The sequence below is a fragment of the Microbacterium deminutum genome (genome assembly GCF_039530205.1).
GTDB classification, from domain to species: domain Bacteria; phylum Actinomycetota; class Actinomycetes; order Actinomycetales; family Microbacteriaceae; genus Microbacterium; species Microbacterium deminutum.
In genome coordinates this window covers 111716-136500 of the sequence record NZ_BAAAOG010000001.1, presented here as the reverse complement: position 1 = coordinate 136500, position 24785 = coordinate 111716, and the positions used below count along the sequence as shown (strand labels likewise).

23 protein-coding genes and 1 pseudogene are annotated in these 24785 nt (G+C 69.3%); 11 read left to right on the top strand and 13 right to left on the bottom strand.

The annotated features are described in order from the left end of the window. Positions 1–36: 36 nt before the first annotated feature. The 3 genes from ABD212_RS00655 to ABD212_RS00645 form a co-directional block, all read right to left on the bottom strand. The gene (locus ABD212_RS00655; RefSeq protein WP_344090134.1) at positions 37–1785 is read right to left on the bottom strand and encodes a S8 family peptidase; all 1749 of its coding nucleotides are present in this window, start codon (positions 1783–1785) and stop codon (positions 37–39) included. Positions 1786–1849: 64 nt separating this feature from the next. Then, a complete protein-coding gene (locus tag ABD212_RS00650; protein WP_344090131.1) occupies positions 1850–2326 on the bottom strand; it encodes a hypothetical protein in 477 nt (158 codons plus the stop codon). Next, positions 2313–2930 (bottom strand): RNA polymerase sigma factor, encoded by a 618-nt coding sequence (locus ABD212_RS00645; RefSeq protein WP_344090128.1) that lies wholly within the window; start codon positions 2928–2930, stop codon positions 2313–2315. Before ABD212_RS00645 ends, ABD212_RS00650 begins: the two co-directional genes overlap by 14 nt. A 161-nt stretch (positions 2931–3091) precedes the next feature. Here ABD212_RS00645 and ABD212_RS00640 point away from each other — a divergent pair, with 161 nt between their 5' ends. Beyond that, entirely contained in the window at positions 3092–3847 is a 756-nt protein-coding gene (locus tag ABD212_RS00640; protein WP_344090126.1) for a glutamine amidotransferase-related protein, read from the top strand. Positions 3848–3857: 10 nt separating this feature from the next. On the opposite strand, the gene ABD212_RS00635 is transcribed toward ABD212_RS00640, so the two are convergent. The 6 genes from ABD212_RS00635 to xylA form a co-directional block, all read right to left on the bottom strand. After that, entirely contained in the window at positions 3858–4343 is a 486-nt protein-coding gene (locus tag ABD212_RS00635) for a glutaminase (protein ID WP_344090124.1), read from the bottom strand. Then, positions 4340–5542: a cation:proton antiporter gene (locus ABD212_RS00630; protein ID WP_344090122.1), complete on the bottom strand. Its 1203-nt coding sequence runs from the start codon at positions 5540–5542 to the stop codon at positions 4340–4342. Before ABD212_RS00630 ends, ABD212_RS00635 begins: the two co-directional genes overlap by 4 nt. Before the next feature lie 53 nt (positions 5543–5595). Continuing rightward, the gene (locus ABD212_RS00625; protein ID WP_344090120.1) at positions 5596–6447 is read right to left on the bottom strand and encodes a transposase; all 852 of its coding nucleotides are present in this window, start codon (positions 6445–6447) and stop codon (positions 5596–5598) included. 41 nt (positions 6448–6488) lie between these two features. After that, positions 6489–7175: a GTP pyrophosphokinase gene (locus ABD212_RS00620; protein WP_344090118.1), complete on the bottom strand. Its 687-nt coding sequence runs from the start codon at positions 7173–7175 to the stop codon at positions 6489–6491. Positions 7176–7335: 160 nt separating this feature from the next. Continuing rightward, positions 7336–8640 (bottom strand): xylulokinase, encoded by a 1305-nt coding sequence (gene xylB, locus ABD212_RS00615; RefSeq protein ID WP_344090116.1) that lies wholly within the window; start codon positions 8638–8640, stop codon positions 7336–7338. 15 nt (positions 8641–8655) lie between these two features. Further along, a complete protein-coding gene (gene xylA / locus ABD212_RS00610) occupies positions 8656–9846 on the bottom strand; it encodes a xylose isomerase (protein ID WP_344090113.1) in 1191 nt (396 codons plus the stop codon). 196 nt (positions 9847–10042) lie between these two features. Here xylA and ABD212_RS00605 point away from each other — a divergent pair, with 196 nt between their 5' ends. Next, complete coding sequence (locus tag ABD212_RS00605) at positions 10043–11206, top strand: ROK family transcriptional regulator (protein ID WP_344090111.1); 1164 nt, start codon at positions 10043–10045, stop codon at positions 11204–11206. A 17-nt stretch (positions 11207–11223) separates the two neighbouring features. On the opposite strand, the gene ABD212_RS00600 is transcribed toward ABD212_RS00605, so the two are convergent. Continuing rightward, entirely contained in the window at positions 11224–12219 is a 996-nt protein-coding gene (locus tag ABD212_RS00600; protein WP_344090109.1) for a LacI family DNA-binding transcriptional regulator, read from the bottom strand. Between the two features lie 170 nt (positions 12220–12389). Between ABD212_RS00600 and ABD212_RS00595 the strand changes: the two genes are divergently transcribed. From ABD212_RS00595 to ABD212_RS00560, 8 genes and pseudogenes are all read left to right on the top strand, one after another. Next, the gene (locus tag ABD212_RS00595) at positions 12390–13682 is read left to right on the top strand and encodes an ABC transporter substrate-binding protein (protein ID WP_344090107.1); all 1293 of its coding nucleotides are present in this window, start codon (positions 12390–12392) and stop codon (positions 13680–13682) included. A gap of 11 nt (positions 13683–13693) precedes the next feature. Then, a complete protein-coding gene (locus tag ABD212_RS00590) occupies positions 13694–14746 on the top strand; it encodes a carbohydrate ABC transporter permease (RefSeq protein ID WP_344090105.1) in 1053 nt (350 codons plus the stop codon). Next, positions 14743–15609 (top strand): carbohydrate ABC transporter permease, encoded by an 867-nt coding sequence (locus ABD212_RS00585; protein ID WP_344090102.1) that lies wholly within the window; start codon positions 14743–14745, stop codon positions 15607–15609. The genes ABD212_RS00590 and ABD212_RS00585 overlap by 4 nt, the downstream gene beginning before the upstream one ends. Further along, on the top strand, positions 15606–17912 hold the full coding sequence (locus ABD212_RS00580) for a beta-xylosidase/alpha-l-arabinosidase (protein ID WP_344090100.1): 2307 nt from the start codon (positions 15606–15608) through the stop codon (positions 17910–17912). The genes ABD212_RS00585 and ABD212_RS00580 overlap by 4 nt, the downstream gene beginning before the upstream one ends. Positions 17913–17995: 83 nt before the next feature. Next, on the top strand, positions 17996–18322 hold the full coding sequence (locus tag ABD212_RS00575) for a hypothetical protein (protein WP_344090098.1): 327 nt from the start codon (positions 17996–17998) through the stop codon (positions 18320–18322). A gap of 120 nt (positions 18323–18442) precedes the next feature. After that, positions 18443–19846, top strand: a complete 1404-nt coding sequence (locus tag ABD212_RS00570; RefSeq protein ID WP_344090096.1) for an aspartate aminotransferase family protein — start codon at positions 18443–18445, stop codon at positions 19844–19846. Positions 19847–19915: 69 nt separating this feature from the next. Next, entirely contained in the window at positions 19916–20551 is a 636-nt protein-coding gene (locus tag ABD212_RS00565; protein WP_344090094.1) for an NADPH-dependent F420 reductase, read from the top strand. A gap of 60 nt (positions 20552–20611) precedes the next feature. Continuing rightward, positions 20612–20911, top strand: a pseudogene (locus ABD212_RS00560) (DUF7882 family protein); the annotation flags it as partial. Positions 20912–21082: 171 nt separating this feature from the next. Here ABD212_RS00560 and ABD212_RS00555 read toward each other — a convergent pair. Further along, a complete protein-coding gene (locus ABD212_RS00555; protein WP_344090092.1) occupies positions 21083–21400 on the bottom strand; it encodes a DUF7882 family protein in 318 nt (105 codons plus the stop codon). A 21-nt stretch (positions 21401–21421) separates the two neighbouring features. Next, the gene (locus ABD212_RS00550) at positions 21422–21991 is read right to left on the bottom strand and encodes a TetR/AcrR family transcriptional regulator (protein WP_344090090.1); all 570 of its coding nucleotides are present in this window, start codon (positions 21989–21991) and stop codon (positions 21422–21424) included. Positions 21992–22079: 88 nt separating this feature from the next. Between ABD212_RS00550 and ABD212_RS00545 the strand changes: the two genes are divergently transcribed. Then, positions 22080–23147, top strand: a complete 1068-nt coding sequence (locus ABD212_RS00545; protein WP_344090087.1) for an SDR family NAD(P)-dependent oxidoreductase — start codon at positions 22080–22082, stop codon at positions 23145–23147. 55 nt (positions 23148–23202) lie between these two features. Here ABD212_RS00545 and ABD212_RS00540 read toward each other — a convergent pair whose 3' ends face one another. Then, the gene (locus ABD212_RS00540) at positions 23203–24765 is read right to left on the bottom strand and encodes an SLC13 family permease (protein WP_344090085.1); all 1563 of its coding nucleotides are present in this window, start codon (positions 24763–24765) and stop codon (positions 23203–23205) included. Between the last annotated feature and the right edge of the window lie 20 nt (positions 24766–24785).

Here is a 24785-nt window from a genome sequence, read left to right as displayed (position 1 = left end):
GTTGCGACCGGCCGCGCGCGGGACGGCAGCGAACGGCTATCTCTTCGACTTGTCGAAGTCATCCACGTCGTCCAGCGCCCTCCCGACCGGGTCGGGGTCCGTCACGGTCGTCGCCGCGTTCATCAACGTCGGCGCGAGCGCGAGGGCGACCTTCCCGGCCAGGTACGGCGCCGCGAACGAGGTCCCGCTCCAGATCGCGTAGCCGCCGCTGAAGTCGTCGGGATCGATCCCCTGCCGGCAGCGGCCGTACAGGTCGAACCGCGATCCTGCCTGCACGCCCCCCTCGAAGGACGGGAACGAGCTGAGCACCGACGTCCCCGGCGCGAAGTGACTCACCCAGGCCCCGATGTTGCTGTACAGGGCGACGGATGTGCGCTGCGGATTCAACGCCCCGGCGGCAAGGTGCCGTGCCAGCCCGGGCGCTTCCACGAGGTTCAGGTCGGAGCCGGGCCACTGCCACAGCGCGGCCGGGAACGTCGGGCGATCCGTCGCGTCGTTCCCTGCGGAGCACACGATGATGCACCCCTTCGCCCGGAGCCGGCACAGGGTGTCGTGCAGCCGGGTGCTGTATCGGCCGTCCTCGGGTGTCTCGTGGTAGTAGCCGAGCGAGAGATTGAGCACGTCGATGTGTCCGGGCTCGTGTCCGCCGGCGCCTTCCACCAGCTCCGCCAGCTCCTCGAGCGCGTAGATGAGCTCGCTCTCGAGCACATTCCCGCTGCTGTCGGCCACCCTGACGGCGATGAGGTCGGCGTCGGGGCATACCTGGCGGACGATCCCGCAGACGAACGTCCCGTGACCGGAGGCGTCGTCGATGAAGCCATCCCGCGGCCCCGCCTGGTCGCCGTACACCTCCGGATCGGTCTTCGGGTCCTCGACGCCGATCACGCCGACCCCCGTCGGAGACGGAACCCGTCTGCGTACGATGTCGTCCGCTCCCGTCTCCTCGGGGAGCCAGTCCCGATGCACTCCGCATCCGGTGTCGACGACCGCGACGACCGGGCGGCGGCCGCCGTCCCCCACCTCGGAGCGCACCGGCGCCGGCCCGACGTACGAGACGAGCTCCAGCCCGCCGGTTCCGGGAGCCCCATACCCGTCGGTCCCCGACGGGTTGGTCCGGCCGTGGGGATTGGTGCGGCCGTGGGGATTGGTCCGTCCGTGCGGATTCACCCCGATCGGATCCACGCTCAGCACGTGGTCGAGACCGACGCCGCGAAGCGCGGGGTCGTCCCCCCCGGGACGCTGGTAGGGGGTGGTCTCGCGCGGAACCCCGAGATGGAAGCGATCGACGGAGGCGGATGCCTCGATCGCGATGTCGCGCTTGACCCGCTGGATCTCCGCTTGACGTTCTCTCTCGGCGTCGGGATCGAGCTGCTCCGCCTCGACGGACGCGGCGGACAGCGGGGTGCCGCCCGGTGGACCGACGATCTCGGCGAGCAGCGCCTTGCGCCTCGCGAGCTGCAGCAGCCGCCAGGCGTCCACGGCGGGCACCGGCTCATCGTCGCGATCCGGACGCGGCAGCTGGATGATCCGGGCGCGGGTCAGCGGCTCGGTGCCGTCCTTCGCCCCGCGGATGGGCTCCAGCTCCAGATCCCACCCGAGCTCTGCGCCGGCGGCCAACAGGGCCCTCTCCGCGCGCGCCGTGTCGCCCGAGATCAGCAGGTGTCCCGGTGCGTACATGGTGGTGTACGCCTGAAGGCCGGGAACGGGGTCGCGTGACGGATCGAGCCAGACTCCCCTCTCCTCGTCCTCGACTTCGCGCTCGCGCCACGTCTGCTCATCGGCCATGGATGATCCCCTTCGTCTCATCGACAGGATGCCTCGGCCAGGGGCAGCGGCATCCGCTCTTCACTCACACTTCGAATCGCGGTGTCTGGAAGTCATGCAGATCGCCGTCGGCGCCGCGCACGACGATGCGCAGCCTCGACACTCCGGAAGGTATCGAATCGAACGCGAAGCGACCGTGCTCGCCCGCCTCGGCCGCCCAATCCCGGTCATCCTGGACGAGCCGGATGGCGAGGGTCTCGGCATCCACCCATCCGTCGATGCGGCGCCCGCCGTCTTCGGTCGCGGTCACGTGCAGCAGCACGCTGGTCTCACCGTCGCTGAACTGCAGCGTCGCGGTATCGGTCTCGCCGCGCACCGCGGCGAGACTCGACCCCTCGACGAGTGTCAGCATGGCGTATTCACGCGACAGGTCTTCGACCGCGACGGCGGCCACCATCCGATCGACGAGATCGGCGGGCACCGGGTCGACCTCCTGCCATACCGCACGAAGGCGTGCGAACAGCGCCGCGTCGGCGCTGAAGTCGTCATCATCCATCGTCATCACTTCCTCCCCATCCGTCGCCCTCGAGTAAGGCGCGAAGCTTGGCGAGACAGCGCTGGCGTGTCGGTCCGATGGACCCGATCGGCATCGCGAGGTCTTCTGCGATGCGCGCATAGTCCGGGCGCTCTTCGAACGCCACGACCCGCAGCAGGCGCTGGCATCGCTCGTTGAGCGTGCCGACGGCGACCCAGAGCCGGCGGGACTCATCGTCGGTCGCAGCCGTCTGCTCTGCGGACTCCTGGACCGGGAGATGCGGCTCGAGCGCTTCGACGTCCGTGGCATCGGCCCGGCGGTGCAGCTTCCCCACGCGCCAGGCCTCGCGCCGCGCGCACATGGTCAGCCATCCCGAGATCGCCTGCGGATCGAGGATCGACTCATGCCGGCGGACGAGCGTCAGCCACGTGGTCTGCACGACATCCTGCGCCAGCGCGGAGTCGAGACCGTACGCGCGCACGACGTGCCACAGCGTGGGCGTCATCGTGCGCACGAGCTCATCCATCGCCCGGCTGTCGCCCTCCCGCCACCGGACGAACAGCGCAGCGGCACGCTCCCACCTCGGCGGCTCGACGGAGTCGACGGAGGCCTCAGCGCCCGCATGCGTCATAGCGCCCATTGTGTCCACACTGGGCAGAGAGCGATAGGCCGGGCCTGATACATGCCCTCGAATACGCCTGGCGGCATGCGTGGCTCGGCGCGCGCGCGCGGGGCCGCTCGCTGCGTGACGGATCGCTCGCGCCCGCCGGGCACCCCGCCTAGACTCGCGCCATGACCGCCCCGCTGCTGTACGTCTGCGTGCGACCCCAGCAGGGCGCGGCCGCCGCGGAGTACCACTCCTTCCGTACCGCCATGAGGCTCGACGAAGCCGACCTCGCCCAACACGACCTGGTGCGCGAGCCCCTGCCGGACGGCGTGTTCGAGCGCTGCAGCGGCTTCCTCATCGGAGGCAGCCCGTTCAACGTCACCGATCCGGAGTCGACCAAGACCGACGTCCAGCGCAGGCTCGAGGCGGACCTCGAGCGCATCGCCACGGAATGCGCTCCGTCGACGCGCGCGGATGCCCCGGCGGCCCTCTTCACGTGCTACGGCATCGGGATCGTCACGCGCCTGCTCGGCGGCACCGTCAGCCGCGCCTACCCCGAGAACACCGGCCCCGTCACCATCGAACTCGGGCCCGACGCCGGTTCGGACGCCCTGTTCGGCGGCCTCGCGACGAGGTTCACGGCGCTCACCGCGCACAAGGAAGGCGCTGCCCTCACTCCGCCCGGCGCGACGCTGCTGGCGGAGAACGCCGAATGCCCGGTTCAGGCGTACCGCGTCGGCGACCGGCTGTACGCGACGCAGTTCCATCCCGAGCCCACGGGCGAGGCGTTCACCGAGCGGATGGCGGTGTACCGAGACGACGGCTACTTCGCCGCCAACGACTACGACCTCATCGCGGGACGCGTGCGCGCGGCATCCATCACCGAGCCCGTCCGCCTGCTTCGCTCCTTCGCCCGCATGTTCGGACCCGTCTCGGTGTGAGGCGCGGTGCTCAGGCTCCCTGGGGCGGATCCCGCAGCAGCGCCACGCGCTCGCGAAGGTAGGCATCGAGCGGCACGTGCGCGGCCGCCGCGCTCCATCGAACGCTCGGGATGCCCTCGATCTGCGCCAGCGGACCGGATGCCGCACCCGCGGCCACCGCCTCGAGGTCCAGCATCCGCCAGCCGATGTGCAGCGCCTCTCCTTCGGCGAATCCGCCGCGCCGCGCCGCGGCGGCGAGGTCGGCCCGGGCTCGCTGCGACTCGGCGGTGTACCCGCGCGGAGCCTCCTGCCGGGCGCGAACGATCTGGCCGGTGGCGTAGACGACGTCATCACCGAGGAGCAGCACGCCGAGGTGCCACGCGGATCCGACGCGGACGATCCGCGTGGCGCGCGGCATCCCCAGCACCCGGCGGGGTGTTCGCAGCTCGCCGAGCGGCTCGCGCGGAACCCCGGCGAGCGCCCCGCGGGCGTCGTCGAAGAGCGAGGCGAAGCTCACGCCAGGTCGTCCTCCACAGGCTGCGCCGTCAGGGCCTTCCGCTCGCCGCGGATGGTCGCGGCAAGGAACGGGAACAGCAGCACCGACAGCATCCCCGCGCCGACCAGCAGCGCGGCGTTCGAGCTCGAGAGGATCTTCTGGTCGATGCCGATGGCGGTGACAGCCACGATGATCGGCAGCGCCGTCGCACCGAACAGCGCGAGTGACGCACGGTCCCGGATCGTCGAGCCCTCGGGTGCGGCGAGCGTCGACGGCAGCCCCCGGACGACCAGCAGCACGACGAGCACGACGGGGATGAGCAGGAAGAGGACCGGCTGCGCGAGGAGGGCGTTGAGATCGAACGTCAGCCCCGTGTACAGGAAGAACATCGGCACGAGGAACCCGAACGCGACCGCCTCGACCTTGCTCTCGACCGCTTCGCGATCGGACTCGTCGGCGTCGCGCATGATGAGACGCCAGACGATGCCGGCGGTGAACGCGCCGAGCAGGATGTCGAGGTCGAGGAAGATGCTCACCGACAGCAGGACTGCGAGGATGCACAGCACCACCCGGATCGCGAACTGACCCGAAGTGTGCAGGCTCGCATTCACGAATCTGTGCATCGCCCCCCGCGGCAGCTTGAAGGCGAGCCCGATGGCAAGGGCAGCGATCGCGGCATAGAGGGCGAGCACGATCGTCGAGACGCCCGGCTGCCTGCCCCCGAGGAAGATCGAGATGGCGATCAGGGGACCGAACTCGCCGACCGCGCCGACGGCGCTCGTCGCGCGGCCGAACGGCGTCTTCAGCTCGCCGGAGTCGCGCAGGAACGGCAGGATCGTGCCGAGCGCCGTGGACGACAGTGCGATGCCGATGATGATCGCCTCCTCGCCCGGCGCGATCAGCCATCCCAGGCCGACGCCGACGCCGATGCTGACGAGCCAGCCGACGATGGCGTTGCGGCCCGTTCTGCCGCGGAAGACGGCGAACTCGATCTCGGACCCGGCGACGAAGAACAGCATCGCCAGCCCGAGCTGCGATAGCGTCGCGAGGAACTCGTGCGGGTGTGCCCATCCCAGGATGTCCGGCCCCACGATCATGCCGAGCAGCAGCTCGAACACGACGATCGGCACGCGCACCCAGCGGCTCAGCCCTCGCGCCAGCAGGGGGGCGAGGACGGCGAGGAGGGGAACGATCAGCAGCGTCGGCTCGAGCGAGTCCACGCACTCACCCTAGCGATGGGTCGGGGCAGTCTGGGCGGCCATCACCGGGCGGATCAGTCCGCGCTCACGGCGGCGCGCGCCGCATCCGCGCGCTTGGTCGCTGCCCTGGCGCGGGATGCCGCGGCCCCGAACTCCTCGTCGAGCCGCTCGGTCTCGCGGGCGGCCTTCGCCTCCTCGGCCTCGAGCCGCGCGAGGTCGGCGCGCACATCCTCGATGCGCTCGCGCAGCAGACCCGACCGCTCGCGGGTCTTCGCGAGCAGCGCCTCGATCTTGTCGAGCTCACGTCCGGCTTCGCCCGCGGCGCGCTCCGCCTCTCGCGCCTCGCGCTCCGCCGCTTTTCGGGCGCGCCGCTCGGCCAGGTCGTCCCTTGTGGGGGCGGGAGTGTCCGGCAGTCCGGGAAGGCTCCCGCCGACGGCATCCGTCACATCGACGGCGTCGAACCCGCTGGCCTCCAGCGGCCGGACCAGCCGCGCGGACATCACGGCCGCGGCGGCGGCGGCATCCATCACCGCAGCGTTGACCGTCTTCTGGATGTCGTCGCGCGCGGCGCCACTCACGGTCACACCGCGATCGTGCGCGAGTTGGACGGCCTGGGTCGCCAAGGCGGAGACCAGCGCGCGGCGCCGCCGGCTCAGCCGCGCAAGCTCTGCGGAATCGAGATCGTCCTGTGCTTCGCGCAGTGCCGCGGCGAGTTCGAGCGCATCACGCAGCTGGCCTTCGCGTGCGAGCAGGTTCACCGCCCATGCTGCGACAGTGGGCTTTCGCAGCGCCTTCACACGCCCCGAGAGCTCGCGGTCTCCGGCGGCCCGAGCGTTGCGCGCGGCGGTGAACTGCTCGGGCGGCAGGGCGTAGAGCTCGACGGCGATGGCATCCACTGCGTCGATCGCTTCTTCGGCGGCGCTCATTCGCCCATTCTCGCCCTCGGGCACGGCCGCCGCGAGTGCGCTCAGGTCGAGAGCAGACCGCCCCTGTCGCCCCGCGACCCGTGCAGCTCGCGGTGGAGCAGCTCCATGTGGGCATCGAGCTCGGCGGCGGTGTCGGCGGCGCCCTTGAGCTCGGAGAGCAGGCGTGCCGGCACCTGCCGGTCGTACTTGTAGTAGATCTTGTGCTCGAGGCTCGCCCAGAAATCCATGGCGATCGTGCGGAACTGCACCTCGACGGGCACCTGCACACGGCCGGTAGAGAGGAAGACCGGAACTTCGACGATCGCGTGCAGGCTCTTGTAGCCGTTTGGCTTCGGCTCGGCGACGTAGTCCCTCACGGCACGGACCGTGATGTCGTCCTGTGCCGTGAGCAGGTCGAACAGGCGATAGGTGTCGGGGATGAAGCTGCAGGTGACCCGGACTCCCGCGATGTCGAGGATGTTCGTGCGGATCGACTCGAAGTCGGCGTCGATCCCCTTTCGGATGACCTTGTCGACGAGGCTGTCGGGTGACTTGACGCGACTCGAGACATGCTCGATCGGGTTGTAGTCGTGGTTGTGGAGGAACTCGTCGCGCAGGATGCCGATCTTCGTCTCGATCTCCTGCATCCCGAAGCGGTATTCCAGCAGGAATCGCTGGAGCTCGTCGCGCGCGCTGCGCAGTTCGGCGGGCGAGAGGGTGATCTGCTGCTCATCGAGCGAGGACGCCATTGCTCCACCGTACGGACGCTGGCTACGAACCCTCTGTGAGCTGCGTCGCCGATCGTCCACCGGTCGAGCCACGCGGTGAGAGCGGGAGGGGCGAGGCACTCGACGGTGCCGTGGTCGGCCACCGGGATGATGCGCCGCAGTCCCACTCGCCCGGGGAGGCTCACGCCGTCGCGACGATCGCGGCCTGCCGCGCCGCGCCGAGCGCGACGTACTCGCCCGGCTCGGGAACACTCACCTCGACGCCGAGCACCGCCGGGGCGATCACCCGCACGGCTTCGGACTGCGCTCCTCCGCCGATGAGGAGCGCACGCTCGAGGGGCACGCCCAGTGCCCGCAGCGCCTCGAGCCCGGCGCCCAGCCCCGACAGCATCCCCTCGACGGCGGCGCGCGCGAGGTTCTCGCGTGTCGTCGAGGTGAGGGTCATGCCGGTGAGCGCGGCCGTGGCGTCGGGGAGGTTCGGCGTGCGCTCACCCTCGAAGTACGGCAGCAGCGAGAGGCCGCCCGCTCCCGGCTGCGCCTGCAGTGCGAGTCTGCTGAGCTCGGCATGGTCGACGCCGAGCAGGCGCGCGATCGCGTCGAGCACACGCGCCGCGTTGAGCGTCGCGACGAGCGGGAGGAACCGCCCGGTGCAGTCGGCGAAGCCGGCGACCGTGCCGGAAGGATCGATCGTGCGCTCCTCGCTCACCGCGAAGACCGTGCCGCTGGTCCCGATCGACACCACGACATCGCCCGGCTGGGCGCCGAGCCCGAGCGCCGCGCCGGCGTTGTCACCCGCCCCAGGGCCGACTCTGCGGCCGGCTTCGTCCGTGACCCATTCGTAGGCTCCGAGCACGCGCGGGAGCACCGCGTCGTGCCCGAGCGCGGCGCTGAGAAGCCCACGGTCGTAGCCGCTGTTCGCGGGATCCCAGTAGCCGGTGCCCGAGGCATCCGATCTGTCGGTGATGAGCTCGTCGAGCACCGGCCCGCGCGGCGACTCGGCGGCGGGCCCGAAGCCGCGCAGCCGCCACGTCAGCCAGTCGTGCGGCAGCGCGACGGCCGCGACCCGCGCCGCGTTGACGGGCTCGTTGTCACGCAGCCATCGCAGCTTCGTGATCGTGAAGGATGCCACCGGCACCAGGCCGGTGCGCTTCGCGAGGGCGTCGGCGCCGAACTCCGCGATCAGCGCGGCCGCGGCGCCCGCCGAGCGCGTGTCGTTCCACAGCAGCGCAGGACGGATGACGCGGCCTTCATCGTCGAGGACGACCATCCCGTGCTGCTGGCCGCCGATCGCCCACGCGTCGACATCCGCGAGCCCGCCCGCATCCGCGAGCGCCGACTGGAGCGCGACCCACCAGGCGGCGGGATCGACCTCCGTGCCGTCGGGATGGGACGCCCGTCCGGACCGCACGACCGCACCGGTCGCGGCATCCGTGATCACGACTTTGCACGACTGCGTCGACGAGTCGACTCCTGCGACCAGAGCCATGGCGGCCGGACGCCGTCAGCCGCGGGCGCCGAGCAGGTGCTCGGTCGCGAGCTGCTGCAGCCGAACGAAGCCGAAGCCCTTGCCGCCGAGGTACACGCTCGTGTCGAAGTCCTCGTACGCCGAGCGGTCGGCGAGGAAGTCGTCGTAGGACTCCCCCGGGTTCAGCGTCGGCACCGAGAGCTGATCGACCTTCGCCGCGGCGAGCGCCTCCTGCACCTCGGGGTCGGCGCGGAAGGCCGCGGCACGCTCTTTGAGCAGCAGATACGTGCTCATGTTGGCGGATGCCGAGTCCCAGACACCCGTTTCGTCCTCGGTGCGGCTCGGCTTGTAGTCGAAGTGGCGCGGGCCGTCGTATGCCGGGACGCCGCCGGGGCCGCCGTTCTCGAGCAGGTCGACCAGCGCGAACGCGTTGTGCAGGTCGCCGTGCCCGAACACCAGGTCCTGGTCGTACTTGATGCCACGCTGGCCGTTGAGATCGATGTGGAAGAGCTTGCCGTGATACAGCGCCTGCGCGATGCCCGCGGCGAAGTTGAGGCCCGCCATCTGCTCGTGCCCGACCTCAGGGTTGACACCGAAGAGCTCCGGACGCTCGAGCGAGTCGATGAACGCGATCGCGTGGCCGAGGGTCGGCAGCAGGATGTCGCCGCGCGGCTCGTTGGGCTTCGGCTCGATCGCGAAGCGGATGTCGTAGCCCTTGTCGGTGACATAGTTCGCGAGAAGGTTGACCGACTCGCGGTAGCGCTCGAGGGCTGCGCGAACATCCTTGGCGGAGTCGTACTCCGCACCTTCGCGGCCGCCCCACATGACGAACGTCTTCGCGCCGAGCTCGGCACCGAGGTCGAGCTGGCGGAAGACCTTGCGCAGCGCGAAGCGCCGCACCTGTCGGTCGTTCGAGGTGAAGCCGCCGTCTTTGAAGACCGGAGCCGAGAACAGGTTGGTCGTGACCATCGGCACGATCAGGCCGGTGTCGGCGAGCGCGCCCTTGAGCCGGTCGATCTGGGTCTGGCGCTCGGCATCCGTGGACGCGAAGGCGAAGAGGTCGTCGTCGTGGAACGTCAGGCCGTACGCGCCCAGCTCGGCGAGCTTCTCGACGCCGTGCACGACGTCGAGCGGGTGGCGGGTAGGCCCGCCGAAGGGGTCGGTGCCGTTGTAGCCGATGGTCCAGAGACCGAACGAGAACTTGTCGGCGGGTGTGGGGGTGGGCATGACGCTCCTAGTTCGACGATGAACGAAATGTTGTTAAAGACAACCTATCGCATGATGGATGCCGCGTCCACCGGTTCCGATGCTTTCGAGCGCTACGATCGACGCATGGCGGTGGATTGTTGTCGACTACAACGTATACCGTCCGCGTTTCCTGTCCCGGTCGGCCGCCTCGACGAGACCCCCGTACAGTGATGCCATGAACGAGACGGTCGGGAGCCGCCAAGCCAATCTGTCGCGACTGCTGCGCCTCGTTCACCTCGAGGGACCGGTCTCTCGCGCGACGCTCACCGTCGTGACGGGTCTGAACCGCTCGACGATCGCGGATCTCGTCGGGGACCTCGTCGCGCTCGGCCTCGTCGAGGAACGGGCACCCGACCCCAGCCGGCGTGTGGGCCGGCCTTCCCCGCTGGTGAGCGCGCACCCCGGGGTCGTGGCGATCGCGGTCAATCCCGAAGTCGACGCTCTCACGCTGGGCGCCGTCGGGCTCGACCGCACCCTGCGACGGCGCGAGCGCATCGAGATGACAGGACTCATCGGCCCCGAGCGGACCGCTCAACTCATCGGCGAGCGGGTCGAGGAGTGGCGGAGCGATGAGTTCGCCGACGCAGCCATCACCGGAATCGGTGTCGCGGTGCCGGGTCTGGTGCGCGCGTCGGACGGGCTCGTGCGCCACGCCCCCCACCTGTCGTGGACCGACGTCGCGATCCGCGAACTCATCGAGGCCGCGACAGGGCTCCCCACCGTCGTGGGCAACGACGCCGCGATGGGCGTGCTCGCCGAGCACCTGTTCGGCGCCGCCCAGGGCATCGATGACGTCGTCTACCTCAATGGCGGCGCGAGCGGCATCGGCGGCGGTCTCATCGTGCAGGGGATGCCGGTTGCCGGCGCGTCGGGCTACTCAGGAGAGTTCGGCCAGAACCGGCCGGGCATCCCGTCTCCGGCCGATCGTCGCGCCGACGATGGCGTGCTCGAGGACGAGGTCAGCCGCTTGCGCCTGCTCGCAGCGCTCGGCCGAGGAAACGTCGACGAGCCCACGCTCGCCGAGCTGCTGCGCACGACGCATTCCGCCGACGTTCTCGACGAGATGTCGCGGCAGCGCCGCATCCTCGCAACGGCATTGGCCAATGCGGTCAACGTGCTCAATCCCGCTGTCGTGATCCTCGGCGGATTCCTCGGGATGCTGGCCGCTCACGATCTCGATGGCTTTCGCAGCGCCGTCGTGGCACACGCCATGCACGCGAACGGCGAGGACCTCGAGATCTTCCCGGCGGCGCTCGGGGAGGATCGGCTTCTCATCGGCGCCGCCGAGGCGGCGTTCGCCGAGCTGCTGCGGGACCCCGCCGGCTTCGCGCTGCGGTGAACGCGGCTGCGACGACGTCAGGCGGGCGGCGCCGTCGTCGCGCGCGGCACGAGTCGGGTCGGCAGGGTGAGGTGCGTCGCCGCGGGCGTCTCGCCCTGCATGAGCGAGACCAGCAGCCGGGCAGCCTCGGCGCCGAGCGTCTGCATGGGCTGACGGACCGTTGACAGCGGGGGGTTGGCGGCCGACGCTTCGGGCACGTCGTCGAACCCGATGATCGAGAGATCCTGCGGAACCCGGAGCCCGAGCTCCGCAGCGACCTTCATGATCTCGAGCGCCGAGATGTCGTTGGCGGCGAAGACTGCCGTGGGCCTGTCGACGCGACTGAGCATCTCGAGGGCGGCGACCCGCACCGCGTCCTGGCGGTAGCTGCCCGATCCGATGAGCGCGGGGTCCACGTGGAGCCCGGCATCCGTCAGCGCCCGCCGGTACCCGGCATCCCGTGCGATCGACGAGCGCAAGTCGGTTCTGCCGGCGATGAAGCCGATGCGAGAGTGACCGAGCTGGATGAGGTGGCGGGTCGCCTGGATCGCGCCGCCGAAGCTGTCGCACTCCACAGTCGGGCGGTCGGCCGGCCCCGTGTGCGGGTCGATCGCCACGACGGGCACCTCGGTGCCGACATTGACGACCGTCGGAGTCACCATTATCGCGCCGTCGATGAGCGTTCCACTCAGCCGCGAGAGAGAGCGCCGCTCCCAGCCCTCCGCGGCCCCGTGCGAGCCCGAATATGCGAGCAGGTCGTACCGCGAGTCTCTCAAGGCCTGCCCGACGCCCTTGAGGATCTCGGCGCTGAACGGCTCGAAGTCCGCCACGAGTACGCCGATGACCCCCGTGGTCCGCGAGCGCATGCTGCTCGCGATGAGGCTGGACTCGTAGCCGAGATCGGCCACGACCGCCAATACGCGATCGACGGTCTGAGGGGCAACCCCATAGCGCCCGTTGACAGCCTTGGAGACGGTGGCCACAGACACGCCTGCCGCAGCGGCGACATCCATGATGGTCGGGCGTCGTTCCATGATCTGGAAGCATAACGGTTAAAAAACGTTTTCGAAAACGTTTGACATCTGATTTGTTGTGAACGCAGACTTTCCCTACTCGGTTCGCACGCCGAGCTTGCGCGGTCCCGACCGCGCGGATCATCGCACCCCGGAGCAGGGGTGCCCTCAAAGAAGAGAACGGGAATCACATGAAGCGAAACAGGATCCTCGCTGGGTCCGCCGCACTCGTCATCGGCGCGCTGGCGCTCGCCGGCTGCAGCGGCGGGGGCGGCTCCACCGCGAGCAGCGGCGGCCCGGTCACGATGACGCTGTGGCAGAACTCCACCACCGGACCGGGCGTGCAGTTCTGGAAGGACGCGGTCACCGCGTACCAGAAGGACCACCCGAACGTCACCATCAAGATGCAGTCCATCCAGAACGAGGAGTTGGACGGCAAGCTCCAGACGTCGCTCAACGCCGGCGACCCGCCGGACATCTTCCTGCAGCGAGGCGGCGGCAAGATGGCGGCCATGGTGCAGGCCGACCAACTCAAGGACCTCACCGGCAAGATCACGGGCGAGGCGAAGGACAACATCTCGGCAGGCTCCTTCAAGGCGGAGACCTACCAGGACAAGGTGTGGGCGATTCCGCTGTCGGTGCTGCCCGGCGGCATCTTCTACAGCAAGGACCTCTATCAGGCCGCGGGTATCACGCAGACACCGACGACGATCGACGAGCTGCAGGCCGCCGACGACAAGCTAAAGGCCTCGGGCGTCGCTCCGATCGCGCTCGGTGCGAAGGACGCATGGCCCGCGGCGCACTGGTTCTACTGGTTCGCGCTGCGCGAGTGCTCCGCCCAGACGATGGAGAAGACGGGTGACTCGAAGGACTTCAGCGACCCTTGCTGGCTGAAGGCCGCGCAGGACCTGCAAGACTTCGCGAAGACCGAGCCGTTCAACAAGGGCTTCCTCACGACCTCCGCACAGCAGGGCGCCGGCAGCTCAGCCGGCCTCGTAGCCAACCACAAGGCGGGCGGCGAACTGATGGGCGCATGGGACCCGGGCGTGATCGCCTCGCTGACGCCCGACCAGAAGCCGCTGGCGGACCTCGCGTGGTACCCGTTCCCCGAGGTCTCAGGCGGACAGGGTGAGCCCGGCTCGATCATGGGCGGCGTCGACGGCTACTCCTGCTCGAAGCAGGCGCCCCCCGAGTGCGCCGACTTCCTCAGCTTCGTCGGCTCGGACGCCCAGCAGACTGCGTACTACAAGGCGTACGCGTCACCCCCGGTCAACTCCGTGGCGCAGAAGGCGGTCACCGAGCCCTACCTGCAGCAGATCCTCGAGGCCTACAACAAGGCGCCGTTCGTCTCGCAGTGGCTCGACACCGTGCTGGGTCAGAACGTCGGCAACGCGCTCAACGTGGCGGTCGTCTCGATGCTCGCCGGTCAGAGCTCACCCCAAGGGATGATCGACGCCGCCAACAAGGCCGGCGCGAAGGGCTAGGAACACCGCGCATGGATATCAGCGAGACACCGAAGACGGACGATCGCCCGGAGACGGGTCTCGCGCAGCGCGACCCTGAGACGGGTCTCGCGCAGCGCGCCGGGGGCGGTGGCGTCACACCGCCGCCCTCGGCATCGCCGCGCCTCCGACGCAAGGGAATCGGACGGTCGGGCCGTTGGGAGATCGCCCTGCTGGCCGGGCCGGCGATGATCTTCTTCATCGGCTTCGTCATCTTCCCCGTGATCATGGCGGCCTACTACGGCTTCTTCAACTGGCACGGGTATGGACCCGCGACGGACTTCATCGGCCTGAAGAACTACGTCACGATCCTCACCGACCCCGACTTCCAGGCGGCGCTGAGCCACAACGCGTTCATCCTGGTGGTCGGACTGATCATCCAGGGACCCGTCGCGCTGCTGCTCGCACTGCTGCTCAACCGCAAGATGCGCGGGCAGTCGGTCATCCGGGTGCTCATCTTCGTGCCCTACGTGATCGCCGAGGTCGTCGTCGGCACCGGCTTCAGCCTCATGCTTGCGACCAATGGCGCCCTGAACGGGCTGCTCAACGACCTCGGGCTGTCCGGTCTCACGCGAGATTGGCTCTCGGATCCGAGCATCGCGATCTGGACGCTCATCGCGATCCTCACGTGGAAGTATGTCGGCTTCGCCGTCATCCTCTTCCTCGCAGGGCTCCAGGGCATCCCGGACGAGCTCCACGAGGCGGCCGCCATCGACGGAGCGAGCTACTGGCAGATCCAACGGAGCATCACCATCCCGCTGCTCGGCCCGACACTGCGCATCTGGGCGTTCCTGTCCATCATCGGGGCGCTGCAGCTGTTCGACCTGGTGTACATCATCTGGGGCCAGTACATCGCACCCGTCGCGGGGACATCCACGATGGCGACCTACATGGTCACCAACGGCCGCAACTCGGGCAACTTCGGCTACGGCAACGCCGTCGCCGTCGTCATCTTCCTCATCTCCCTTGTCGTCGCCCTGATCTATCAGCGCTTCGTGCTGCGCCGCGACACCGCGGGCGCCCTCACCGAAAGGATCACCCGATGACCGCCGCCCTGGCGACCATTGAGCTGCCGCCGCCCCGACGCGAGGGGTTGAAGGCGGGTTCGCCCGCCGTGTACTTCGTCGCACTCATCGTGATCGCCCTCATGCTGGGTCCCGTCCTCTACATCATCCTGGGCGGGTTCCGCACGAATTCGCAGATCACGACGGACCCCGCAGCGCTGCCCAACCCGTGGGTCTGGACCAACTACCTCGAAGTGCTCACAGGCGGAGCGTTCTGGACCGCCGTGCTCAACTCCTCGATCGTGGCAGTGACGACCACGCTGGGAGTCGTCGTACTCGGCCTCATGGCCAGCTACGTCCTGGCTCGATACCAATTCCGGGGTCGAGGGGCGCTGTACGCACTGTTCGCGGCCGGGCTCATGTTCCCGATCACCGTCGCGATCACGCCGCTGTACATCGTCGTGCGCAACCTCGGGCTCATCAATTCGCTCGGAGGCGTCATCCTGCCCCAGATCGCCTTCGCGCTGCCGACGACGATCATCATCCTGGTGCCGTTCCTGCGCGCGATCCCGGACGAGATCCAGGAGGCCGCGTTCATCGACGGGTGCAGTCGACTCGGATTCTTCTGGCGCATGGTGCTGCCGCTCGCGGTCCCGGGTGTCATCACGGTCGGCATCCTCGCCTTCATCGGCAGCTGGAACAGCTACCTGCTGCCACTGTTCCTTCTGAGCGACAATGCGAACTTCACGCTGCCGCTGGGGGTGCAGGCATTCTCGTCGCAGTACTCCGTGGACACCGCGAAGGTGCTTGCCTTCACGTCGCTTTCGATGATCCCCGCACTGGCCTTCTTCAGTCTCTTCGAGCGTCGGATCGTCGGCGGCCTGACGGGGGCGGTCAAGGGATGAGCGATATCGGACTCCCGCTGGTATCCGAGCGGGTGCGGTCCCTGCACGCGCAGATGACCCTCGACGAGAAGATCGCCCAGCTGGTCGGGTACTGGGTCGACCAGGGTGATGAGCTCGTGGCGCCCATGGCGGGCGAAATGGTGACCTCGACGAGGTACGAGGATGCCACCGCGCACGGCATCGGGCATCTGACCCGCGTGTACGGGACCCGACCGGTCGATCCGGTCGAGCGCGCGGAGTGGCTGTGGACTGAGCAGCGACGGCTGCGCGAGCAGACACGGCTCGGGATCCCGGCGATCGTGCACGAAGAGTGCCTCACCGGTCTCGCCGCGTGGAAGGCGGCCACCTTCCCGACTCCCCTCGCGTGGGGCGCGTCCTTCGACCCTGCCCTCGTCGAGGAGATGGGCCGGCTCATCGGCGACTCGATGCGGGAGCTCGGCATCCATCAGGGACTCGCGCCCGTGCTCGACGTCATCCGCGACCCGCGCTGGGGACGTGTCGATGAGTGCATCGCCGAGGACCCCTACGTCGTCGGCACGATCGGCACCGCCTATGTGCGCGGACTGCAGGATGCCGGCATCCACGCCACGCTCAAGCACTTCGTGGGGTACTCCGCGTCGCAGGCGGGGCGCAATCACGCGCCCGTCCATGCCGGCGGACGCGAACTCGCAGACGTGCTGCTCCCACCGTTCGAGATGGCCGTGCGCGACGGCGGTGCCCGTTCGATAATGAACTCGTACGCGGAGATCGACGGCGTACCGGTCGCGACGTCGGAGGAACTGCTGACAGGCATCCTGCGAGAGCGCTGGGGGTTCGACGGGGTCGTCGTCGCCGACTACTTCTCGGTCGCGTTCCTTCACACGATGCATGCCGTCGCCGAGGATCTCGGAGCCGCCGCTGCGCTCGCCCTCAGGGCCGGCATCGACGTCGAACTTCCGACGGGTGATGCATTCACGGCCCCACTCGCCGATGCCGTGCGAGAGGGCCGGCTGGACGAATCCTTCGTCGATCGCGCGGTGCTCCGGGTGCTCGCCCAGAAGGAGGATCTCGGGCTGCTCGACGAGAGGTTCGACGAGCCCCCCACCGAGATCGATCTCGACACCCGCGCTCATCGGGAGGTCGCACGTCGCCTCGCCGCGGAGTCGGTCGTGCTGCTCTCGAACGACGGGACGCTGCCGCTCGATCCGGCTGCCCACGCGCGAATCGCGGTGATCGGTCCGAACGCCGACTCGCCGGAGGCGCTCATGGGCTGCTACTCCTTCGTCAATCACGTCCTGGCGCACCACCCCGAGGTCCCGCTCGGCCTCGAGATCCCGAGCCTCGTCGATGCCCTGCGCGCAGAGCTGACGGATGCCGCGATCGACGTCGCTGCCGGGTGCGATGTGACCGGGGACGACGCGAGCGGCATTCCCGCCGCAGTCGCAGCAGCACGCGCCGCCGAGGTCGCCGTCGTCGTCGTCGGCGACCGGGCCGGGCTGTTCGGACGCGGCACGGTGGGCGAAGGCAACGACGTGGACGACCTCGAGCTGCCCGGCCTGCAGCGCCGGCTGGTGGAAGAGGTCGTGAGCACCGGCGTGCCGACGGTGATGGTCGTGCTGTCGGGCCGCCCTTACTCGATCGGGTGGGCGCTCGACGGGCCTGCGGCACCTTCCGCGGTCCTCCAGGCCTTCTTCCCCGGCGAAGAAGGGGGCGTGGCGATCTCTGAGATCGTCTCGGGTCGCACGGCGCCATCGGGACGCCTTCCGGTCTCACTGCCCCGCTCGGCGGGCGCGCAGCCGTACACGTACCTGCATCCGATCCTGGGAGGCCCGTCCGAGATCACGAGCGCCGACAGCAGTCCGGCCCTCCCGTTCGGCTTCGGCCTGACTTACACCACGTTCGAGCACACCCGGCTGGCGGCTCCGAGCGAGTCCGCGACGAGCGCGCACTTCACCGTCAGCGTCGAGGTCCACAACACGGGCGGACGCGCCGGAGTCGACGTGGTCCAGCTGTATGCGCGAGATCCGTACGCGAGTGTGACCCGCCCGGTCGCCCAGCTGGTGGGCTATGCGCGGGTCGCGCTGGAGCCCGGCGAGCGAACCGTGGTCCAGTTCGACGTGCCCTCTGCGCGACTCGCGTTCGCGGATCGGCGGGGGACGCGGATCGTCGAGCCCGGCGACATCGAGCTCTGGGTGGGTGCATCCTGCGACGATCAGGAGACGCGGTCGACGATGCGACTGACGGGGCCGGTGCATGAGGTGACGGCAGCCGACGCCCGAGCGGTCTCGGTCGCCGTGGCGGCGGCGGTGCAGTCGTCGCTCTGACGGGTACACCGGCCATGGCCCCCGGTCAACCCGGGAGACGGATGCCGCGCTTCGGCGCAGGCTGAGAGCTCAGGAGGCCTTCCATGAGCGATCCCAACACCGTCCCCGACCGTCCCCTCGCATCCGAGCAGCCGGTGCCGCCCGGCGGACCGGGTGAGACTCCGATGCCGACGCCGGCGGAGCCCTTCGCGCCGGGCCCCGACGAGCCCCTCGCCCCGACGCCGGAGGAGCCGACGTTCCCTGCCCCTGAGGAGCCCACGGTGCCGAGCCCGCCCGAGCCGAGCATCCCGCCCGCACCGTCGCCGGCTCCTCCGGGGCCGGGGGGAACTCCCGCGCCGAGCGAACCCGTGCCTGGCATGCCGAGCGCCCCCGAGGCGCCTCCCGGACCCGGCGACCCCGGCCTTCGCTGACTCGCCGTTCGGCGCGGCGCGGACGGACCGCCGCATCGGCGCGGCGAACCGGACGAACCGTCGTGGCCGCGACGAGGGCGCGCGGGTATCGTCGGGAGCACGCCCGACGGAAGGCACGACATGTCGACGACGACCGAACGCCCGACCCGCACCGAGTCCGAGCTGCAGCAGATGGCGAAGGACCACCTCTGGATGCACTTCGCCCGGCAGTCGGTGATGACCGAGGGGCCCGGAGTCCCCATCATCGTGCGGGGTGAGGGCCATCACATCTGGGACTCGGCAGGCCGCCGCTACATCGACGGCCTCTCGGGTCTGTTCGTCGTCAATGCGGGACACGGCCGCAAGCGTCTCGCGGAAGCCGGCGCGCGGCAGGCCGAGCAGCTCGCCTTCTTCCCCATCTGGTCGTATGCCCATCCCGCCGCGATCGAGCTGGCCGACCGGATCGCGGATCATGCACCCGGCGACCTCAACCACGTGTTCTTCTCCACGGGCGGCGGCGAGGCGGTCGAGACCGCGTTCAAGCTCGCGAAGCACTACTGGAAGCTGCAGGGCAAGCCTCAGAAGCACAAGGTCATCTCGCGCTTCATCGCCTATCACGGCACCCCGCAGGGCGCTCTCGCCATCACGGGCCTGCCGGGGATGAAGTCGATGTTCGAGCCGGTGACGCCCGGCGGGTTCCGCGTCCCGAACACCAACTACTACCGCGCCGGCGAGATGGGATTCGGCGGCGGGTCGCCCGAGGAGTTCGGGCTGTGGGCCGCTGACCGCATCGAGGAGATGATCAACTTCGAAGGCCCCGACACCGTCGCGGCGGTGTTCCTCGAGCCGGTGCAGAACTCCGGCGGCTGCTTCCCGCCGCCCCCCGGCTACTTCCAGCGCGTCCGCGAGATCTGCGACAAGTACGACGTGCTGCTCGTCTCGGACGAGGTGATCTGCGCATTCGGGCGCATCGGCGAGTACTTCGCGTGCGACGCGTACGGATACCAGCCCGACATGATCACCTTCGCCAAGGCCGTCACGAGCGGGTATTCGCCGCTCGGCGGCACGATCGTCAGCGATCGGATCTATGAGCCCTTCTCGCACGGCCACGTATCGTTCCCGCACGGCTACACGTTCGCGGGCCACCCGGTCTCGGCAGCGGTCGCCCTCGAGAACCTCGACATCTTCGAGGAGGAGGGCCTCCTCGCCCGGGTTCGCGAGAACTCGCCCGTCTTCCGGTCCGCGCTCGAGCGTCTCACCGATCTGCCGATCGTCGGCGACGTGCGCGGGGACGGCTACTTCTTCGGCATCGAACTGGTCAAGGACAAGGCGACGAAGCAGACATTCGATGACGACGAGTCCGAGCGACTGCTGCGCGGCTTCCTTTCGAAGGCCCTCTTCGACGCCGGGCTCTACTGCCGTGCGGACGACCGCGGCGACCCGGTCATCCAGCTCGCGCCGCCGCTGACCATCGGCCCGGCCGAGTTCGACGAGATCGAGCAGATCCTCCGAAGCGTCCTGACGGAGGCCTGGTCCCGCCTCTGACTCCGACCGCTTCGGAGCCCCGCCGCTCGCCGAGGGAATGCGGCATCCCGTGACGCGTTTCCCCCCGGCATGACACGAGTCGGAATCATCGGAGCAGGACACATCGGATCCACCCTCGCGCGCGGTCTCGTCGACCGCGGACACCGGGTCGTGATCAGCAACTCGCGCGGGCCCGAGACTCTGACGGAGCTGGTCGCGGGCCTCGGGGCGAACGCTTCCGCAGGGACGGTGACGGATGCCGCCGCCGCAGGCGAGGTGGTGATCGTCTCGGTGCCGCTCAAGGCCTATCGGGACATCCCCGCCGGTCCGCTCGCCGGGAAGATCGTGCTCGACACGAACAACTACTACTGGGAGCGCGATGGCCACATCGCCGAGCTGGACGAGAAGCAGACCACGGTCACCGGGCTGCTGCAGCGGCACCTGCCCGAGTCCGAGGTGGTCAAGGCCTTCAACCACATCCGCTCCAGCGACATCCTCACCACGGGTGCGCCGGCCGGCACTCCGGACCGCCACGCCCTCGCCGTGGCGAGCGATCATCCGGATGCCGCAGCGTGGGTCGCGTCATGGTACGACGCCTTCGGGTTCGACACGGTCGACATCGGGTCGCTCGCCGAAAGCTGGCGCGTCGAGCGCGACCAGCCCGCCTATGTCGTTCCCCAGAACCGGGAGGAACTCGTCGCGAACCTCGCCCGCGCGACGCGCTGACCACCGCCGCAACCGAGCCGGGTGATCGGCGAGGGATCCCGAGGGGCTTAGTGTGAGAGCGTGGGCACCATCTACTACGGCGGATCGGCCACTCCGATCCACATCGAGGATCGCGCCCTCGCGCACCTCAAAGTCGTCATCGCGACCAAGCTCCGGCGCAACGAGAGCTTCACGGTGTCTTGGCAGCATCCCGAGGACCAGCCGCGCGGGCGCAGCACTCTGTGGCTTCATCCCTCGATCCCGCTGCGATTCGTCTTCGACGACCCGGAGCCGACGGAGCTCAGCCGCGAATGGATCGAGGAGCTGGCGAACTCGGCGAACTCCTCCGGCGGCATCATGCTGGTCGCGGAGCACTTCGACACCGGGCCCATCCCGATGCTCGACGAGGACGGCAGCCCGGTCGACAGCAGCGAGGGCGTCGTCCTCGGCACCGTGGAGGTCGAGAACCTCGAGATCGACAAGCTCAGCGTCGCCGGGGCCGACATGTCCGGCGGTCGCGACGACGACTGAGCGTCCCGTCGCGCGAGCCGATCATCCTTCGAGGGGCGGCGCTTCGTCGGTCGGCTCGGGCACGATGCTCAGTCCGTTGGGGCCGCTGGCAGCCTGCATGAGGTCTTCGATCCAGGCCCGGTTGATCCGAGGCTGACGACTTCCGAAGAAGTGGAACTGCAGCGGCACGGACGGGTGCATCCAGAAGCTCCTGCGACCACTGCCATCGCCCATCTCGACATCGAACATGAACGACTCCGAGCGACGGAGCTTGTTCATGACGACGATGCGCAGGTGCGCGAGCGTCCGGTCGTCGATATCGACCGAGTTGCCCGCAGTGTCGTAGATGAAGCGCCCCATGCGAGGACTATACGTGGCGAGTCACCGCGGCGCGAATGCGGCACGGAACAGTGCCCGGGCCCGCCTTGCCACGTCGGCCCGCTGATCGGGTTCGGTGCGGGCGAGCTCGGTCGCGAGCATGCTCGTCGCCATCGCGAGGTCCTCGGGCTCGACGTGTGCGCCGATGCGTCCGGCGCTGCGTTCACGCACCACCAATCGCGTAACGACGCGGTTGAACCGCTCGCCCAGCGGGACGATGCGCGGGTCGTGGAGGTCCGCGGTGACGAGTTCGATGAATGCCGTCGATGCCACCGCCTGGTCGACGACCCGGCCTAACAGGTCGTCGACCGTGCGGTCCTCGGATGTGAGGAACTCCTCGAGATCGGCCACGTTCTCTTCGAAGACCGCGACCGCGAGTGCCGTGCGGTCCGGGAAATGGCGGTAGAGACTGCCCTGTCCGACGCCGGCGCGCTTGGCGACCGCGCTGAACGGGGCGCCGAGCCCCGACTCGGCGTAGACCTCGCGGGCGGCGGCGATCAGCGCCTGCCGGTTGGCGGGACCGGCGGCAGGGCCGCGGTTGGTCTTCGGCATCGGACTCGGCAGGGTGGGCACGGCTGTAGCCTAGTACCGGACATCTTTGTCCGGTATCATGGTATCGTTGTTCCGGACATAGTTGTCCGGTACACAAGAGGGAGAAACCATGGCCAAGACCAAGCCGCTCTCGGGCGACACCTCGATCGCCGACTGGCTCGCGGACCCCGCGGGCAGCGCGATTCTCACCGACATGCTGGCCCAGGGCGGGCAGACGCCGGAGGTGTTCAAGCCCGTCCGACGCCTCGCGATCAAGCGCCTCGTCAAGCTCAGCCAGGGCGCATTCACGCAGGAGATGCTCGATGAGCTCGTCCGCCGCGCCCAGGACGGCGATGTCCCCGCCGGAACGCTCACCGTCGACGTCGCCGGCTCCGACGACCTCGAGGACGACGTGACCCCCACCGTGCAAGTGCGGGAATGGACCGAGCGCATCAGCGAGGGCCGCTTCACCGGCAAGACGGTCATCGTGACGGGCGCAGGTTCCGGCATCGGCCGCGCAACCGCATCCCGCGTCGCACGCGAGGGCGGCCGCGTGATCGCGGTCGACGTCAGCCAGGCGCGCCTCGACGAGTTCGTCGCCGAGCACGCGGATGCCGACATCGTCTCGCTCACCGCTGACATCACCGACGAGGCCGGCATCGCCCGCATCGTCGAGGCGGCGGGCGACACCATCGACGCGCTCGCGAACATCGCCGGGATCATGGACGACATGAGCCCGGTCGGCGATCTGTCGGATGCCGTGTGGGAGCGCGTCATGCGCGTCAACGTCACCGGCACCATGAAGCTCACCCGCGCCGTCATCCCCGCGATGCTCGCGCAGGGCGGCGGCTCGATCGTCAACACCGCCTCCGAGGCAGCGCTGCGCGGCTCGGCCGCAGGCGCCGCCTACACGGCATCGAAGCACGCCGTCGTGGGACTCACCAAGTCGAGCGCCTTCATGTACGGCCCGAGCGGCATCCGCGTGAACGCGGTCGCGCCCGGACCCACCATCACGAACATCGAGGCGACTTTCGGCTCCCCCCTGGGCGCCGAGCGCATCCAGTTCGGCATGTCGATCCTGCCGGACGCCGCCGAGGCCGAAGCTCTCGCGGCATCCATCACCTTCCTGCTGAGCGATGACGGGGTCAATGTCAACGGCATCGTGCTCGCCAGCGACAACGGCTGGTCCGCCGCGTAGTCGCGATCGAACGCGTTTCGTCTCGTCGCTTCGCTCCTCGCTCAACGACGCTTCGCTAGAGCGGCCAGATGAGCGGAACGTAGAACACCGCGAACAGCAGGAAGATCACGGCGAGCGGCAGCCCGAGCTTCCAGTAGTCGCTGAACCGGTATCCGCCCGGCTCCATCACCATGAGATTCGCGGGCGTGGCGATCGGCGTGAGGAACGCCGCTGCGGCGACGACGGTGAGGGCCATCATGAAGGGCTGCACGGAGACGCCCACCGCCGTGGCGATGGAGATCCCCACCGGGGCGAGGATGAGCACCGTCGCGGTGTTGCTGATGAGCTGACCGAGCACGAGCGTCAGCACGCAGAGGATGCCCAGGGCCACATAAGGGCTGGCGTCGCCGATGAGGGACAGCAGCCATGCCGCCACCAGATCGGCGGTGCCGGTCTGGATGAAAGCGGTCGACAGCGGGATCATGCCCGCGATCAGCACCACCGTCGTCCAGGAGATCGAGCGATACGCCTGGGCCGGGGCGACGGTGCGCGTGAGCACCAGCGCGCCCGCCGCGAGCAGCCCCGCGACGGCGGGCGGGACGATGCCGGTCGCGAGCAGCGCAACCATCGCGGCGAGGATCACGAGCGCCCTCCGGGCGCCGCGCCCGAGCGGAACGGACCGGCGCAGCCGCGTCGGCGAGTCCACGACCAGCACGCCGGATGACTCCGCGTGGCGGGTCAGGTCGTCCCAGGAACCCTGCAGCAGCAGCGCATCGCCGGCTTGGACGGTGATCGCCTGTCCCCTGAGCTCGCTGTCTCCGCGCCGGGCGGCGAGGATCACCAGCTCGCCCTCGGGAGTGGCCATGCCGGGATAGACCTGGGTGCCGATGAGCGGCGATCGGGGCGGCACGACGACCTCGGTCACGCCGTTTCGAGGGTTCATGATCATCGCCGTGTCGAGGCTCAGCGAGTACTGCTGGCGCAGCAGCCGGGCGTGCCGCACGAGGTCGAGCGGCATCCGGCCGCCGTCGCGCTTCGGCAGCAGCCGGCTGCCCAGCAGCGCCATGAAGGCGATCGTGACGATCACGAGCGGGATGCCGGCGAGCGCGAACTCGAAGTACCCGAACGCACGGCCGCCGTTCTCGGCCGCGAACTCCGAGGCGATGATGTTGACCGGCGTCCCGGTGAGCAGCAGGAGCGATCCCGCGGATGCCGCGAACGCGAGCGGCATGAGAAGCTGCGAGGTCTTGATCCCCGCGCGGGCCGCTACGACCACCACGAGCGGCAGCAGTGCCGCGACGGCGCCGTTGATGCTGATCAGCGCCGTGGTGGCGGCGACGAGCACGCAGACGATGATGAGCAGGGAGGTGCGCCGGGAGCCGGCGCGCGCGATGACCTTCTGGCCCGCCCAGGCGGTGACACCCGTCGAATCGAGGGACTCGCTCACCACGAACAGCGACGCGATGAAGATGACGGTTGGATCTCCGAATCCTGCGAGCGCCTGTGGCAGCGTGAGCACGCCCGTGAAGAAGAGGGCGAGCGAGACGCCGATCGCGACGATGCCGAGCGGGATCCGGTTGCTCACGAAGGCCACGATCGCGAGTCCGAGGATGGCGAGCGTTGCGACGACGGGGTCCACGCGCTCAGCGTAGTCGCGCG